The sequence below is a fragment of the Aeromonas sp. 600886 genome (assembly GCF_049174935.1).
Taxonomy (GTDB): Bacteria; Pseudomonadota; Gammaproteobacteria; order Enterobacterales; family Aeromonadaceae; genus Aeromonas; species Aeromonas veronii_A.
Map to the genome: position 1 here is coordinate 24275 of NZ_JAAKUB010000034.1, position 15297 is coordinate 39571.

A 15297-nucleotide genomic window follows, 5' to 3' on the forward strand; every position below is an offset into this window, starting at 1 on the left:
GTTATTTTAGTGTTAATGATTAAATCTCGCTCAGCCAAATGTAGGTAAATTGTTATTTTGCGAGATGCTGGGCTAGCTGGTTGATCATGCTGGCGGTAGCACCCCAGATAAAGTGCTGTTGCCAGGGGATCCAGTAGATGGTGTGCGGTTTCCCTCCTCTGTAAAGGGTCAGGGGGATGTGGTTGCGTCGATCCAGCAGATGGGTCAGCGGCACTTCGAAGGCGTGATCCACCTCATCCGGACTCAGGATGAGGGGATAGTTGCCATCGAGCAGCCCCAGCACCGGCAGCACCTCGAATCGTGACACTGTATTGAGCGGGTTGAGGGTGCCGATCACTTCAATCAGCCGGGCCGGAATGCCGAGCTCTTCTTCGGTCTCCCGCAGTGCCGTGGCAATCAGGTTTTCGTCGCCGGGATCCTGTCGCCCGCCGGGGAAGCTGATCTGCCCCCCATGATGGCGCAGCCGTGGGCTGCGCCGGGTCAATAACACGCTGAGCCCCTTATCGCGCATCACCACCGGGATCAACACTGCCGCCGGGCTGAGCCCGCCAATGGCGAGGCGATGGGCCGGGGCGGGTTGCTGCAACTGGAAGCGGGTCAGCAGTTCGTGGCGATCCATGGCGGGGAGCTCTCCTGTGCGTTGGCCTGACAGTGGGGAGGGTTAAAGCGCTGACAGCGGCGGCAGGATGCGGGCGACCTTGTCATAGGTCTCCTGATATTCGCTGTCGGCGTCGGAGTCGGCGATGATGCCCCCACCGGCCCAGCAGTGCAGGCGACCCGCTTCGGCGATCAAAGTGCGAATGCAGATGCTGGTGTCCATCCGACCATGCTGGCTGAGGTAGCCGATGCTGCCGCAATAGGCATTGCGGCGCTGGGGCTCCAGCTCTTCGATGATCTCCATGGCGCGGATCTTGGGGGCGCCGGTGATGGAGCCACCCGGGAAGCAGGCCCGCAGCAGATCGACCCCTTGCCAGCGTGCATCCAGCTCACCGTGGATGGTGGAGACCAGATGATGTACCGCTGGAAACGACTCCACCGCAAAGAGATGAGGCACGCTGACCGAGCCCGGCCGGCTGACCCGACCGATGTCGTTGCGCAGCAGATCAACGATCATCAGATTCTCTGATCTGTCCTTGTCGGCCTGCGCCAGCTCCCGTGCGACTTGCCGATCGGTGGCCGGATCAGGGTGGCGAGGGCGAGTGCCCTTGATGGGTTTGGTTTCGATATGACGGCCATCGAGCAGCAGGAACCGCTCGGGGGATAGGCTCAGCAGCGCGCTCTCCGGTAGGCGGATAAAGGCTGAGAAGGGAGCCTTGTTGGCGGTTGCCAGCAGGCAGTAGGCCTGCCACTCATCCCCCTGATAGGGGGCGCTGAAACGCTGGGTCAGGTTGATCTGGTAGCAATCCCCCGCGGCGAGATATTCCTGAATGCGGGCAAACTTCTCGCCATACTCGGCGCGGCTCATATTGCTCTGCCACGACCCCTGCAAGGCAAAAGTGGGGGCCGGTTTGGCCTGCTGCTGTTCAAGCCAAGCCAGCCGGTTGGCTTGGCCTGCTTTATCCCCCCAGTGCACCAGCTGCCAGTCGCCGGTCGCCACGTTGCGCAGCAGCGCCCAGTCGTAGATGCCCACCGCCATGTCTGGCACCGCGATATCGGCGGCGGCCTGCACTGGCAGTCGTTCGAAGCGACGGCCGAGATCATAGCCAAACAGACCGAGGGCGCCGCCAATAAAGGGCAGGTGAGTGGCGCACAGTTCGAGCTCCCCCAGCAGCTGTTGCTGGGTATGGGCCAGCAGGGCGAGGGGATCTTCGTGGTGTTTGCTGATATTCGCCCCGACACGCAGAGTGGTCACCTCACCACGGGTTTCGAGGGTCGCCAGCGGATCGGCAGTGATGATATCAAAGCCGTTATCGGCACTGAGTGGTCCCGCCGATTCCAGCAACATGGCCCACGGCTGATGTTGCAGGCGGGCAAAAAGCTGATGGAGTTCAGCACTATGGTCTAGATGATGGATATGAAGTGTTGGCGTCATTTTATGTTACACAGGCAACAGTTTGGTTCCCGAACCCTAGTCGGTGCTGGTGGGCAAGCGTATCATAGGTGTCGGTGACTTAAGAAAAAACTGCCGTGTCGTTCGTTTTTTGCTGGTTGATAGTTTTTAGCCAGCACGTCAGCACGGCCCATCATATGGAAGCCCTTGCCCTGCTCCGTGGCAGAGACAAGGACCAGTGAGGATGATATGAGCATTATAAAAAAACAGGATTTCATCGATTCTATCGCAGATGCCCTCCAGTACATCTCCTATTACCACCCGTTGGATTTTGTTCAGGCTGCCAAAGCGGCGTATGACCGTGAGGCCAACCCGGCCGCCAAAGATGCGCTGGCCCAGATCCTGATCAACTCCCGCATGTCCGCCGAAGGTCATCGCCCGCTCTGCCAGGACACCGGCATCGTGACCTGTTTCGTCAAGATTGGCATGCAAGTCCAGTGGGACAGCGACATGACGGTGCAGGAGATGGTGGACGAAGGGACCCGTCGTGCCTACACCAATCCTGACAACCCGCTGCGCGCCTCCGTGCTGGCCGATCCGGCCGGCAGTCGCAAAAACACCAAAGACAACGCCCCTGCCGTGGTCCATATCGACATGATCCCCGGCAACAAGGTGGAAGTGAGCATCGCGGCCAAAGGCGGCGGCTCCGAGAACAAATCCAAGATGGTGATGCTCAACCCCTCTGACGATATCGTCGAGTGGGTGCTGAAAACCGTGCCGACCATGGGCGCAGGCTGGTGCCCGCCCGGCATGCTGGGCATCGGCATCGGCGGTACCGCCGAGAAAGCGGCGGTGCTGGCCAAAGAGGCCCTGATGGAGCACATCGACATTCAGGAGCTGATCGCCCGTGGCCCGCAAACCACCGAAGAGAAGCTGCGGGTCGAGCTCTACGACAAGGTCAACAAGCTGGGGATCGGTGCCCAGGGTCTGGGCGGCCTCACTACCGTGCTGGATGTGAAGGTGAAATCTGCGCCGACGCATGCCGCTTCCAAGCCGGTGGTGATGATCCCCAACTGCGCCGCCACCCGCCACGTTCACTTCGAGCTGGATGGTTCAGGCCCTGCCGAACTGACTCCGCCGAAACTGAGTGACTGGCCGGAGATCACCCGTGAAGCGGGTGGCAATGTTCGCCGCGTCAACGTCGATGGCATCACCAAGGCCGAGCTGGCCAGCTGGAAGAGCGGTGATACCGTGCTGCTCTCCGGCAAGATCCTCACCGGTCGCGATGCCGCCCACAAGCGTATCGCCGACATGCTGAAAAATGGCGAAGGGCTGCCGGAAGGGGTCGATTTCACCAACCGCTTCATCTATTACGTTGGCCCGGTCGATGCGGTGCGTGACGAAGTAGTTGGCCCGGCTGGCCCCACCACCTCCACCCGGATGGACAAGTTCACCGACATGATGCTGGGTGAAACCGGCCTTATCGGCATGATCGGCAAATCCGAGCGAGGCCCGAAAACCGTCGAGAGCATCAAACAGCACAAGGCCGTCTATCTGATGGCCGTCGGTGGCGCAGCCTATCTGGTGGCCAAGGCTATCAAGAAGGCGCGCGTGGTGGCCTTTGCCGATCTCGGCATGGAAGCGATCTACGAGTTTGAAGTGGAAGATATGCCGGTGACCGTTGCCGTCGATTCCGAAGGCAACAATATCCACGAAACCGGCCCGGCCTACTGGTCGGCCAAGATTGCTGAGCTGGACGGCAAACTCTCCTCCTGAGTGACCGTTTCCGCCGCCGGTTAACGGTATCGGCCCTGTAAAGAAGGCGCGTCCATCCGGATGCGCCTTTTTGCTTTGGCTGGCCTGTTATGGGCTCAAGTTGGCCGTTTGCGGCAAGCGGGTATAAAAAAGGATGGCGTGACGCCATCCTTTTTCGTTGTGCTTGTGCTCTGGCAGCAGACAGCAGAGCAATCGCCCTTGGCTTTAGGCCTTTTTCAGGTAGGCAGCAACCAGTACGATCTGCACGCCGTTGACCTTGCCTTCGATATGGAGCGGGTTGTTGGTCAGACGGATGCCCTTGACCAGGGTGCCGCGCTTGGCGGTGAAACCGGCGCCTTTCACGTCCAGATCCTTGATCAGGGTAACGGAGTCGCCCTCTTGCAGCACGGCGCCGTTGGAGTCAACGGTCGGTACGCTGTCGTCATCTTCGTCAGCAATACCAGCTTCAGCCCAGGCCTTGGCTTCGTCTTCCATGTACATCATATCCAGCAGATCCTGAGCCCACACTTCACCCTTGCCGGAGAGTGCTTTCAGCTGGCGCCATGCCATCACCTGCACCGCAGGCACCTGGCTCCACATGCTGTCGCTCAGGCAACGCCAGTGGTTGACCACCAGGGTATCCGGTTGTTCCAGCTGACCACGGCAGGTGTCACAGATAGCAACGCTGTGATCATCGTCACTGGCGGGGGAGTGAGGCACCACGAAGGCGGTCAGCGCCTGCTCGGCGCTGCACAGTTCACACTTGGCGCCCGCGCGCGCTTGCAGAATGGCGTTGATGGTCATGTTGTTGGTCCCATAGCTAGTGATAAAGCGTCCCGCGTTGGCGGGGCGCGTGAAAGAGGGGGCGGAATATAGCATAAAACCCCGTACTTTGTCAGGTCTGCCCTGGCTCACAAGGTTGGCTGTGCTGTTGCGCGGCGCTGATCGTTTGGTATTGAGAGTGCAATTTGAAGCGGGATCGCTAGAATGAGCCTCCTTTATGACTGCAAGGCAGGGGCATTCGTGCTGGCTCAACGTTTTCAACACCTGGATCGACTGCTCACCCGCTACCGACGCTGGTGGCAGTATCAGCCATATCATCATCTGACCATGGCCTTTGCCGATGAGGCGCCCGAGCTGGCGGTACTGCTCAATGGGCTGACGCTCGTCCAGTTGGCAGAGCTCGATGCGGATATGGATGCCCTCAGCAGTCTGCTTGCCCCCTGGATTGCCGAGGGAGCCGAGCTGCAGCAACTCAGTCAGCTTGCCCCGTTTACCCCTGAGCCAATCACTTGCAGCAAGGAGATGGCGCTGCATATGCCGGGGCGCAAGCAGGCCCAGATCGAGTCGTTCACCGCCTGTCTGCCTGCCCATCAGGGCCCCTATCTGGAGTGGTGTGCTGGCAAGGGACATCTTGGGCGGCTGGTGTCACTTCATCGACAGGCTCCTATCCTCAGTCTGGAGCTGCAAGGACAGCTTTGTGACGAAGGTCGGCTGCTGGCCGAGCGGGATGGCGCCAATATGACCTTTACCTGCGCCGATGCCTTTGCCCCTGAATCGGCGGCGCTGATCGCCCCCGAACATCACGCCATGGCACTCCATGCCTGCGGCGAGCTCCACACCCATCTGCTGGAGCGGGTGGCCGAGCGCGGTGCCCGCGGAGTGACCATCTCTCCCTGTTGTTACCACCTGATCCGTACCAGCCACTATCGCCCGCTGTCGGCCGCGGCCAGCGCCAGCGAGCTGGTGTTGAGCAAAGCGGATCTCAAGTTGCCGCTACAGGAGACGGTGACCGGTGGCGCGCGGATCGCCCGCCTGCGCGAGCAGGAAGTGGTGTGGCGGCTCGGGTTTGACTGCCTGCAGCGTCAGGTGCGCGGGGTGGATGAGTATCTGCCGGTGCCCAATATGCAAAAGAGCCTGCTGACCGGCACGTTCGAGGCATTCTGCGTTTGGGCTGCTGAACGCAAAGGGATTGTGCTGCCCGCCGGGCTGGACTACCCCGCCTGGTTGGAGCACGGGGAGCGTCGCTTTGGTGATGTCGCCCGCATGGAGCTGGTGCGTCATCTGTTTCGCCGTCCTCTCGAGATCTGGCTGGCGCTGGATCGCGCGCTCTTTTTGCAAGAGCAGGGTTATCGGGTCGAAGTGGGGGAGTTCTGTGCCAAACCCATGACCCCGCGCAATATCCTGATCCGTGCCGTGCGCGCCTGACAGCGAGCTCTTTGTGAGCGTTATTTGAACATTGTTGATGGCTGACTGGTGAAGCGGGTCAGCCATTTTTTTCATCACGAACAATGACCGTATGGCAGGCCACCTGGCCGTCTCAACTGTTCTAAAAATGGGCGAAAGATCACGCTTTAGCGTTTTCGTTTGGGTTCTATTTCTTTGTTTCAGCTGCACTGAATATCACAAGGTGAAATGGTTCACAAATTACGCGAATTTCTTAATTTTCATCGTGAATTTAGTTGTTGGAACACCTACTCTTGGAGCGCATTAATTCAAACAAGGACGATAAACATGTTCAAACCCAAGCGTTGTGCCTGGCTGATCGCTGCCGCTTGCGTATTGCCCAGCTATGCCGTAATAAGTGCAACCATGAATATTCAACCCGATCCACAAAATGCGGGAGGATATGTGATTGCGGCCCCGGATCTGGCCGCGGTGGAAAAGGCCAAGACGGCCAACCCCATGTATACAATATGGGCCAAGGCACTGGCCACCCGGTCAAATAAAATAGTCGATGCCATTGAACCGGGTCTGGCAAGCAATCCTGACAACGTAAAACGGGTTGAACGGGTATTTCCCCAATCTGAATGGGAATATTTAACCCAGATGGCCGCGCCGGAATATACCTATGTCCGCTTCTTGCGGGCCATCGGTAAATTTCCTGCGTTCTGCGGCGAATATAACGACGGGCGCGATTCTGATGCGATCTGTAAAAAATCCATTGTGACGGCCTTTGCCCACTTCTCTCAGGAGACCGGCGGCCATATTGCCAAGGAGAACGTCTCCGATAACCCGCTGGGGCTGGAGGAGTGGCAACAGGCGCTAGTGCATGTGCGGGAGATGGGCTGGTCAGAGGGACAGACCGGTTATACCACCGGCTGTGGCCAGAACGACTGGCAGAACAAGAAGTGGCCCTGCAGTACCGGACAAGGTTACTTTGGCCGCGGCGCCAAGCAGCTTTCTTACCACTTCAACTACGGGGCCTTCTCCGAGGCGATGTTTGATGGCGATGCCTCAGTGCTGCTCAACAACCCGGGGCTGGTGGCGGACTCCTGGCTCAACCTCGCTTCTGCCATCTGGTTCTTCCTCACCCCGCAGGCCCCGAAACCGGCCATGCTGCACGTGATTGATCGCACCTGGGTGCCCTCCAAACGGGAAGCTGACGCCGGTATCGGCTATGGCTTCGGTACCACCATCAACGTCATCAACGGCGGTATCGAGTGTGGTGAACAGAACAAGGACAAAGGGCAGCCGGTCAATCGCATCCGCTACTGGGAAGGGCTGGCCAACCACTACCAGATCCCGGTCAAGGCGGATGAGAAGAACACCTGCTGGCAGCAGACTCCCTATGGCAGCCTCAATCTCAACGGCGCTACCGACGTGCTCTACACCAACTGGGATGGCAACTGGAAGTACTATCCTGATCGCCCGGGCGGTTACTCCTTCGAGTGTGAGCTGGTGGGCTTCCAGACCGCTTATTCTGCGCTGGTGCCGGGTGATTACGAGAAGTGCGTGACCAACTTCTACGGTTCCCACGCCAACTGGCCGAAAGTGCGGATCGTCGCCAAGCTCGATCCTGCCCCGGTCGATCCGGTTGACCCGCCCATTGATGGCCAGCCTGCCTGGGAGGCCAGCAAGGTCTATACCGCGGGCAACAAGGTGAGCTACAAGGGCGCCGTCTATCAGGCCAAATGGTGGACGCAAGGGGATGATCCCGCCAAAGGTGGCCCCTGGGCTGTGGTGGTGACCAAATAAGGTTGCCGTTGGGATCATGGTCAATCACCATGATCTATCGGTAGTGGAAACAAGCAGGCAGCAGGGAGGAGATATCTCCCTGCTTTTTACCCGTTATCGGCCTGTTGTCGCCCCATCAGGCGGGATCAGAAACGGTAGTTGAGACCGACACTGACCCCTTTGACATCGAGTCGAGGCATGGGGATATATTGGTACTCCGCATTGAGTCCGATACCCGAATCAAAGCGATATTGCCAACCCGCAGCGCCATAAAAACCGACCCCGGAGTTGCTCTGATCTTCCTTGTTGATCGTGTATTCGACTCTGTGGGCGTTGGCACCCAGTTTGGCATAAAAGCTGTTGCCGGAAGAGACCGGGAATTGTGCATACAAGGCAGAGCGGATCCCTTTGTAATGGATATCTTTTACGTCATTGAGGGTTGCATCGAAGAGGGCGCTGACTACGCCACCGGTACCAAACAATATTCCTGAATCGATACCGATATAATCGTTGAACATATAACGGTAATAGAGATCGGCAGTCATATTGTCACCGCCATCGGCCTGATCCCCATTTTGTGCTTTGAATGACTGGGTGCCATAACCAAGGGTGGCGCCGACGATATGGGGAGAGGGGGTTGCTATCGCCACGGAAGAGAAGATCGCCGTGGCAACCACCAGGGGAGTGAATAACTTCATCATGCAGGTTCCAATTAAATAGCGTGGAATATGGCTGCGACGAACAGATTTATATGGGCTCGGGTGAGCTTGTCTTATATTCGCAGGCCAGTAGTGAGTGGCAATATCTCATATTGTCAGCGGGATGAATAATCAGAGCACCCATAACCGTTATGATGGGAGGTGAGAGTGGTTATCTTCTGTCTGAACAATGGTGAACTGTGTCAATACTATCTGAAACGGGCGCTGATAAATCGCAAATTTCATTGGTTTTCTGCACTAATCAACTTAGTGTAACGGGATGTTAGGCTGGCAATATATGCCTTCAAACGTGGACTGGATGGTAAACAAGATGGTGATTTCTCGTGACGGTATATTAGAGGGGGGTTGCCATTGTGGTGCAATCCGCTACAAGGTGCTAGCTGCTCCCTTTGCTACCGATTTTTGCCACTGCCGGGATTGTCAGCGCACGACCGGCGCTCCGGTCGGCGCCTGGATGGATTTTCGGGTGAAACAGGTGCAATGGCTATGCGGCGTATTGACTGAGTACGCCTCGTCGGAGGCGATTCGACGCGGCTTTTGTGCAACCTGTGGCGCCACCCTCAGCTATCGCAGCATTCAATACCCCGAGTACCTGACGCTGGCTATTGTCTCACTTGATAACCCCGAAACGGTCGCACCAACCTATCACATCCATACCGTCAGCCAGCTCTCCTGGTTGCCGATCCAGGACGATCATCCCCGTTATCCGAAAGGGAAGTAGTTTTGTGATATTCCACGTAGAAAGAGGAGTACACCATGGAGCTGATAGTGATCCGCCATGGAGAGACCCAAGCCAACGCCGAGGGGCGTTATCAAGGGGCGTTGGATATCGGGCTCAACTAAGATGGCGCGCGGCATATATGCTGGCTGGCCGATGAGATAGCGACCACACTGGCCCCTTTCGATCGGTTGCTGGCGTCGCCCCTGCTGCGAACAAGAGAGAGCGCCGCGATCTTCTCACGTCAGTTGGGCTTGCCTGTGAAACTTGCTCCGGACTTTCGTGAGCGGCATGTCGGCCTGTTCGAGGGGCTGACGCAGGCAGAGGCCAAGGCGCGTTATCCCGAGTTGTGGGTGCGCAACATCACCCGGCGCTGGGCGGAGGCTCCGCTTGGCGGTGAGACGCTGGATGAGGTGATTGCCCGAGTCTCGCAGGGACTAACGGCACTGGCCTCGACCATGCAGGGGGAGCGGGTATTGCTGGTGGCGCACGGTGTGGTCGCCAAGGTGATCCGCGCCCTAACGACCGCCGGATTTGATGACTTCTTCGCGTGGCAGTTGCCCAACGGCGGCATGCTGGTGGTCAATCTTGACTCCTCTATATCACCATTGCGATTCAATCGACCGGTTGGGCAGAGTTAGTTTGTGCGCTGCTTTTTCTACTCTTCGATATCCAGCAACACCAGAATGGCGCTGTCGCCACCCCATTCGCGGGGAGCCTGATGGAAGGCGCGCACATTGGGGTGCTGGGCCAGCCAGCAGGGAATGCGCTGTTTGAGAATATGTTTGCCGATGCCGTGCATCACCGAGGCGACATGAATGTTCTCTTTCTGGCAGAGGGTGAGCAGGGCGGCCAGCTCCTGTTTTGCCTGCTGCTGGTTCATGCCGTGCAGATCCAGGTAGATCTCCGGCGGATAAATGCCCCGCTTGAGCTTTTTCAGCTCAAATTTTGACACATCTTCCCGCACGTAACGGGTCGGCCCATCATCGTCGAGATGGGGCTGATACTCATCGCTGAAATAGTGGTCAACCCCAAGCTTTTCGCGGGTTTCGCGTAATTCGCGTTTCTGCTTGACCGGGCGTAACTCGGCCCTTATGGTATCTTGCTTGATTTTCCGGGTACCTTTTATCGCATCGCGGAACAGCAGGGTTTCCTCGTCTGTCGGTGAGGGCGTTTTTTTCATCAGATGCTCATGTATTAGGTATGCGTCTTGCCCGTCAGGTAAACGGGGCTCGGGCCGGATATTACTCGACTTGGAGGTGGATTTGGACAAGATATTTATCGATGAGGTGGTTGCCGAGATGCACACCATCCAGGACATGTTGCGTTGGGCCATGAGTCGTTTCAACGACGCCGGGATTTTTTACGGTCATGGAACCGACAACGCCTGGGATGAAGCTGTGCAGCTGGTACTGCCCGCGTTACATCTGCCACCGGATGTAGACCCGGCCATGCGCCACTCCCGTCTCACCAGCAGCGAGCGTCACCGTATCGCCGAGCTGATTATCCGCCGGGTACAGGAGCGGGTACCGGCCGCCTACCTGACCAACAAGGCCTGGTATGCCGGTTGGGAGTTCTACGTGGACGAGCGGGTGCTCATTCCCCGTTCCCCCATTGCCGAGATGGTGGCCAACCGTTTCGCGCCCTTCCTCAAACATGAACCAACCCGGATCATGGATCTGTGCACCGGCTCAGGTTGCATCGCCATCATCATGGCCCACGAGTTCCCGGAAGCGGAAGTCGATGCCATCGACATCAGCATCGATGCGCTGAACGTTGCCGAGCGCAATATCAACGATCACGGGCTGGAGCAGCAGGTCATTCCGATCCGCTCCGATCTGTTCCGCGACCTGCCGGCGGGCGACAAGTACGATCTCATCGTCTCCAACCCGCCCTATGTTGACTCCGAAGATATGTCGGATCTGCCGGACGAGTTCCGTCACGAGCCCGAGCTGGCGCTGGCGTCCGGCTCCGATGGTCTCAAGCTGACCAAGCGTCTGCTGGCCCATGCCGCCGATTTCCTCAAGGATAACGGTGTGCTGGTGGTTGAAGTAGGCAACAGCATGATCCATCTGGAAGCCCAGTTCCCCGAGATCCCCTTTACCTGGGTTGAATTCGAAAACGGCGGTCACGGCGTCTTTGTGATGACCCGTGAAGAGCTGGTGCAGTATCAGGATCATTTCGCCATCTACAAGAACTAAGCAGGAGCGCGCATGGCAGGGAACAGTTTTGGTCAACTCTTTCGGGTCACTACCTTTGGCGAGAGCCACGGCCTGGCGCTGGGCGCCGTGGTCGATGGTTGCCCGCCTGGGCTGGAGATCAGCGAAGCGGATCTGCAGGGGGATCTGGATCGGCGCAAGCCCGGCACTTCCCGCTACACCACGCCGCGCCGCGAGCCGGACGAGGTGAAGATCCTCTCCGGGGTGTTCGAGGGCAAGACCACCGGCACCTCCATCGGGCTGCTCATCGAGAATACCGATCAGCGCTCCAAGGATTACTCCGATATCAAGGATCTGTTCCGGCCGGGTCATGCTGACTACACCTACCACCAGAAGTATGGTCAGCGGGACTATCGTGGCGGTGGTCGCTCATCTGCCCGCGAGACCGCGATGCGAGTGGCGGCGGGGGCGATTGCCAAGAAGTACCTGAAACAGGTACATGGCATCGAGATCACCGGTTTTCTCTCCCAGCTCGGCCCCATCAAGGCTGAGGCGTTTGACGCGGCGCAGATTGAGCAGAATCCCTTCTTCTTCCCCGATGCGGGCAAGCTGGAAGAGCTCGATCAATATATGCGCGACCTGAAAAAAGAGGGCAACAGTATCGGTGCCAAGGTGCAAGTCATTGCGCGCAATGTGCCGGTGGGCCTGGGTGAGCCGGTGTTTGATCGTCTCGACGCCGACATTGCCCATGCCATGATGGGCATCAATGCGGTGAAAGGGGTGGAGATCGGTGATGGCTTTGCGGTGGTGGAGCAAAAAGGCTCCGAGCATCGCGACGAGATGACCCCGGCGGGCTTTGCCAGCAACCATGCGGGTGGCATTCTGGGCGGCATCTCGTCGGGTCAGGATATTGTGGTGAGCATGGCGCTCAAACCGACTTCCAGCATCACTGTGCCGGGCAAGACCATCAATACCGAAGGTGAGGCAATCGAGATGATCACCAAGGGGCGTCACGATCCCTGTGTCGGCATTCGCGCCGTGCCCATCGCCGAAGCCATGCTGGCGCTGGTGTTGATGGATCACCTGCTGCGCCATCGTGCCCAGAATCAGGGGGTGTTGACCCATACCCCACAGCTGCGTTGATCGCTCTTGCTGCACATCGACTGATCGCACCCTGTTCAGGGTGCTGGTTCGTCAACCAAATCAAAGGCGACCTTCGGGTCGCCTTTGTTCTTATGCTCTGCGGTACTTCTATCACTCGTCGGTTATCAAGAGTGATCAGCGTCCTGCGGATCGGCATCGAGACGGCAGTTGGGGGGAGAGAACTTCCCATGGTGTTTGGGCATAGCGTGAATGGCCTCGTTGACCTTGAGGAGCTGCTCTTCGCTCATGCTGTTTTTGGCAAACATCAGGCTGACCGGCTGGTGGTGCAGCAACAGCTGACAACTGATAAACCCCTCGGCGCCCAATTGGGAGAGCCGATAGCGTGCATATTGCCACTCCATAATGATGCCATCGAGACGGCGGGCCAGCAGCAGTTCGATTAGTCGATCATCGGCATTGTACTCGGTCGCCCCCTTGAGGGCAGGACACTCGTCCATTTGATGAATGGGGCGAGTACCGCGCAGTTTGCCAATTTTGAGATCCTTGTTGTGGCACAGTTTGGACAAGGTATCGAGCTTTCCCCAGCGATCCTGATGGCCTGGAATCGGGTTATTACTCAACAGCACATAGGTGCTCTGGCGATAGGGTGCAGAGAAGCGGGCATACTTCTGCCGCTCCGGTAGTGGTAGTGCGGCCATCGCCACATCCAGCTGATCGTGCTCCACCAGATGGAGTGCCCGCGCCCAGGGGATCTCACGAAATTTGGGGGCAAAGCCCGCCTGGATGAGGATCTGGCGAGTCAGGCTGACATCCAGCCCGTCCAGCTCACCCCTGTTGTTGATTTGACTGAAGGGGGGCCAGTGGCTCCAGGCCACGGTCAGGGTCTGACTGGCCTGCAGGGAAGGGGTCAGCAAAAGCAGCAGCAGGCAGAGCTTGGCCTGCCAGTTGCCGTGGGGACGATATTGCGTGCTCATAGCTTAACCTCGTTATTCTGCTTTTTGTTCTCTGCTATCCCGTGCGCCTGCGACCCGCGCATCACGATGACGGGACAGGTAATAAGTTGTCAGTTAATAGTGTGGTGCGTGCTTCACTGGTCAACGGGATTATTCGGTGGAGAGCAGAGGGCTTTTCTGTGCGTGCTGGGAGGAGCATCACATTTTTCTCGTTTATCCGGCACAACTCCGTTAGACTGCGCCCCTATTCTTTCCCCTTTGCTCTGCTCCCCGGGGAAATCGTTGTGTTCTCAACAGGCCCGAGTCTGGCGAGATGGCATCGGCTCAGCAGAGGAGCCCCATCCCGGATTGTCGGCGCCCCTATCCCTAGCAGGTAACTATGAGTTTTACTTCCCTCGGTCTGGCCGAACCCTTGTTGCGTGCCGTTGCCGAACAAGGCTACGACACCCCGTCTCCCATTCAGCAACAAGCGATCCCCGCCGTTCTGGCTGGCCGCGATCTGATGGCGGCGGCCCAAACAGGGACCGGCAAGACCGCAGGCTTTACCCTGCCGATGCTGCAACGTCTGATGGAGAGCAAGCGCAAGGTCTCTCCGAACCGCGTCCGTGCGCTGGTACTGACCCCGACGCGCGAGCTGGCCGCCCAGGTGGGCGAGAGCGTGCGCAACTATGGCAAGCATCTGCCCCTGCGCAGCCACGTGGTATTTGGCGGCGTGAGCATCAACCCGCAGATGATGGCGACTCGCCGTGGTCTCGACGTGCTGGTGGCCTGTCCGGGCCGTCTGATCGATCTCTACAACCAGAATGCCGTCAAGTTTGACGAGGTGGAGATCCTGGTACTGGACGAAGCGGATCGCATGCTCGACATGGGCTTTATCCGCGACATCCGCCGCATCCTGACCCTGCTGCCGAATAAGCGCCAGAACCTGCTCTTCTCCGCCACCTTCGCCGACGAGATCCGCGAGCTGGCAACCGGCCTGCTGGACAACCCGGCAGTGATCGAAGTTGCCCCGCGCAACAGTACCGCCGAGCGTATCGAGCAGCTGGTGCACCCGTGCGACAAGGCCAACAAGATTGCCCTGCTGAGCCACCTGATCTCCAGCAACAACTGGCAGCAGGTGCTGGTCTTTACCCGTACCAAGCACATCGCCAACCGCGTTGCCGAGAAGCTTGAAAAAGACGGCATCAGTGCTGCCGCCATTCACGGCAACAAGAGCCAGGGTGCCCGTACCCGCGCGCTGGCCGGTTTCAAGGATGGCAGTGTGCGCGTGATGGTGGCGACCGACATCGCAGCCCGTGGCCTCGATATCGACAAGCTGCCGCAGGTAGTGAACTTCGAGCTGCCGAACGTGGCGGAAGATTACGTGCACCGTATCGGTCGTACCGGTCGTGCTGGCGCTGCCGGTCATGCCATCTCCCTGGTTGCGGCCGATGAAGGGAAGCTTATCAAGGCCATCGAGCGTCTGACCAAGCAGAACATCCCCTGCGAGCAGGTGCCCGGTTTCGAAGCGTCCCGCGAGACCCTCGACAACATCGCCCGTGGTATCGGCGCGCCGCTGCGCAAAGAGCCCCGTGATCCGAGCGAGCAGCGCCGTGCGCCGCGTCCGCTAGGTCAAGGCCAGCGTCAAGGTGCCGGTCGCTCCGGCAATGGCGCCGGTGCTAACGGTGGTGGCAATCGCACTGGCAACGGCGGCAAGCCCAAGCCGCAAGGTGGTCAGCGTCCGGCTGAGGGCGCTGGCAAACCGGCTCAGGCCCGTCGTCCCCGTCGCTCTACCCACAACCAGTAAGCGGCTCGGGAGCTTGACTCCCCAGCTATGCGGTTGACTGAAAAGCCCTGCCAATCTGGCAGGGCTTTTTGTTTTTTCATGTCCCGTCCTGAATATGGTTTACACCTTTCCCCCCAATAAATGGAGAACCCGATGGGACAAGGTGTGAAACGGACA

The 15297-nt window shown here is 58.5% G+C and carries 13 protein-coding genes and 1 pseudogene; 8 read left to right on the forward strand and 6 right to left on the reverse strand.

Features of this window, described 5'->3' with window-relative positions; genetic code table 11:
• Positions 1-52: 52 nt before the first annotated feature.
• A complete protein-coding gene (locus G5179_RS19570; protein ID WP_204418900.1) occupies positions 53-619 on the reverse strand; it encodes a CoA pyrophosphatase in 567 nt (188 codons plus the stop codon).
• A gap of 42 nt (positions 620-661) precedes the next feature.
• On the reverse strand, positions 662-1945 hold the full coding sequence (pabB, locus tag G5179_RS19575) for an aminodeoxychorismate synthase component I (RefSeq protein ID WP_421258958.1): 1284 nt from the start codon (positions 1943-1945) through the stop codon (positions 662-664).
• Positions 1946-2239: 294 nt separating this feature from the next.
• On the opposite strand from pabB, the gene G5179_RS19580 reads away from it, so the two are divergent.
• Complete coding sequence (locus tag G5179_RS19580) at positions 2240-3766, forward strand: fumarate hydratase (protein ID WP_005351759.1); 1527 nt, start codon at positions 2240-2242, stop codon at positions 3764-3766.
• 204 nt (positions 3767-3970) lie between these two features.
• Here G5179_RS19580 and G5179_RS19585 read toward each other — a convergent pair whose 3' ends face one another.
• Positions 3971-4549, reverse strand: coding sequence for a PhnA domain-containing protein (locus G5179_RS19585; protein ID WP_005333203.1), 579 nt, complete (start codon positions 4547-4549; stop codon positions 3971-3973).
• A 183-nt stretch (positions 4550-4732) separates the two neighbouring features.
• Between G5179_RS19585 and G5179_RS19590 the strand changes: the two genes are divergently transcribed.
• Together G5179_RS19590 and G5179_RS19595 are read left to right on the forward strand one after the other, a co-directional pair.
• Entirely contained in the window at positions 4733-5953 is a 1221-nt protein-coding gene (locus G5179_RS19590; RefSeq protein ID WP_201988045.1) for a methyltransferase, read from the forward strand.
• Between the two features lie 306 nt (positions 5954-6259).
• Positions 6260-7723, forward strand: a complete 1464-nt coding sequence (locus G5179_RS19595; protein WP_227342829.1) for a chitinase — start codon at positions 6260-6262, stop codon at positions 7721-7723.
• 125 nt (positions 7724-7848) lie between these two features.
• Here G5179_RS19595 and G5179_RS19600 read toward each other — a convergent pair whose 3' ends face one another.
• Positions 7849-8403 carry a porin family protein gene (locus G5179_RS19600; RefSeq protein ID WP_227342831.1) on the reverse strand — a complete coding sequence of 185 codons (555 nt, stop codon included), beginning with the start codon at positions 8401-8403 and terminating at the stop codon, positions 7849-7851.
• A gap of 328 nt (positions 8404-8731) precedes the next feature.
• Between G5179_RS19600 and G5179_RS19605 the strand changes: the two genes are divergently transcribed.
• Both G5179_RS19605 and G5179_RS19610 read left to right on the forward strand, forming a co-directional pair.
• Positions 8732-9142, forward strand: a complete 411-nt coding sequence (locus tag G5179_RS19605) for a GFA family protein (protein WP_421223426.1) — start codon at positions 8732-8734, stop codon at positions 9140-9142.
• Positions 9143-9177: 35 nt separating this feature from the next.
• Positions 9178-9780: pseudogene (locus tag G5179_RS19610) on the forward strand (histidine phosphatase family protein).
• 17 nt (positions 9781-9797) lie between these two features.
• Here the strand turns inward: G5179_RS19610 and smrB are convergent.
• A complete protein-coding gene (gene smrB / locus G5179_RS19615; RefSeq protein WP_201951174.1) occupies positions 9798-10322 on the reverse strand; it encodes an endonuclease SmrB in 525 nt (174 codons plus the stop codon).
• Between the two features lie 82 nt (positions 10323-10404).
• Between smrB and prmB the strand changes: the two genes are divergently transcribed.
• Positions 10405-11340 (forward strand): 50S ribosomal protein L3 N(5)-glutamine methyltransferase, encoded by a 936-nt coding sequence (gene prmB, locus G5179_RS19620; protein ID WP_005345333.1) that lies wholly within the window; start codon positions 10405-10407, stop codon positions 11338-11340.
• A 12-nt stretch (positions 11341-11352) separates the two neighbouring features.
• Positions 11353-12441 (forward strand): chorismate synthase, encoded by a 1089-nt coding sequence (gene aroC, locus G5179_RS19625; RefSeq protein ID WP_021230156.1) that lies wholly within the window; start codon positions 11353-11355, stop codon positions 12439-12441.
• Between the two features lie 125 nt (positions 12442-12566).
• Here the strand turns inward: aroC and G5179_RS19630 are convergent, their stop codons facing one another.
• Positions 12567-13376 carry a substrate-binding periplasmic protein gene (locus G5179_RS19630; RefSeq protein ID WP_421258956.1) on the reverse strand — a complete coding sequence of 270 codons (810 nt, stop codon included), beginning with the start codon at positions 13374-13376 and terminating at the stop codon, positions 12567-12569.
• Between the two features lie 358 nt (positions 13377-13734).
• On the opposite strand from G5179_RS19630, the gene G5179_RS19635 reads away from it, so the two are divergent.
• Positions 13735-15141 carry a DEAD/DEAH box helicase gene (locus G5179_RS19635; protein ID WP_421258957.1) on the forward strand — a complete coding sequence of 469 codons (1407 nt, stop codon included), beginning with the start codon at positions 13735-13737 and terminating at the stop codon, positions 15139-15141.
• The last annotated feature ends 156 nt before the right edge of the window (positions 15142-15297 follow it).

Coding starts and splice junctions, on each gene's coding strand:
- G5179_RS19570 (WP_204418900.1), bottom strand. CDS start 619: ATGGATCGCCACGAACTGCTGACCCGCTTCCAGTTGCAGCAACCCGCC.
- pabB (WP_421258958.1), bottom strand. CDS start 1,945: ATGTTGCTGGAATCGGCGGGACCACTCAGTGCCGATAACGGCTTTGAT.
- G5179_RS19580 (WP_005351759.1), top strand. CDS start 2,240: ATGAGCATTATAAAAAAACAGGATTTCATCGATTCTATCGCAGATGCC.
- G5179_RS19585 (WP_005333203.1), bottom strand. CDS start 4,549: ATGACCATCAACGCCATTCTGCAAGCGCGCGCGGGCGCCAAGTGTGAA.
- G5179_RS19590 (WP_201988045.1), top strand. CDS start 4,733: ATGAGCCTCCTTTATGACTGCAAGGCAGGGGCATTCGTGCTGGCTCAA.
- G5179_RS19595 (WP_227342829.1), top strand. CDS start 6,260: ATGTTCAAACCCAAGCGTTGTGCCTGGCTGATCGCTGCCGCTTGCGTA.
- G5179_RS19600 (WP_227342831.1), bottom strand. CDS start 8,403: ATGATGAAGTTATTCACTCCCCTGGTGGTTGCCACGGCGATCTTCTCT.
- G5179_RS19605 (WP_421223426.1), top strand. CDS start 8,732: ATGGTGATTTCTCGTGACGGTATATTAGAGGGGGGTTGCCATTGTGGT.
- smrB (WP_201951174.1), bottom strand. CDS start 10,322: ATGAAAAAAACGCCCTCACCGACAGACGAGGAAACCCTGCTGTTCCGC.
- aroC (WP_021230156.1), top strand. CDS start 11,353: ATGGCAGGGAACAGTTTTGGTCAACTCTTTCGGGTCACTACCTTTGGC.
- G5179_RS19630 (WP_421258956.1), bottom strand. CDS start 13,376: ATGAGCACGCAATATCGTCCCCACGGCAACTGGCAGGCCAAGCTCTGC.
- G5179_RS19635 (WP_421258957.1), top strand. CDS start 13,735: ATGAGTTTTACTTCCCTCGGTCTGGCCGAACCCTTGTTGCGTGCCGTT.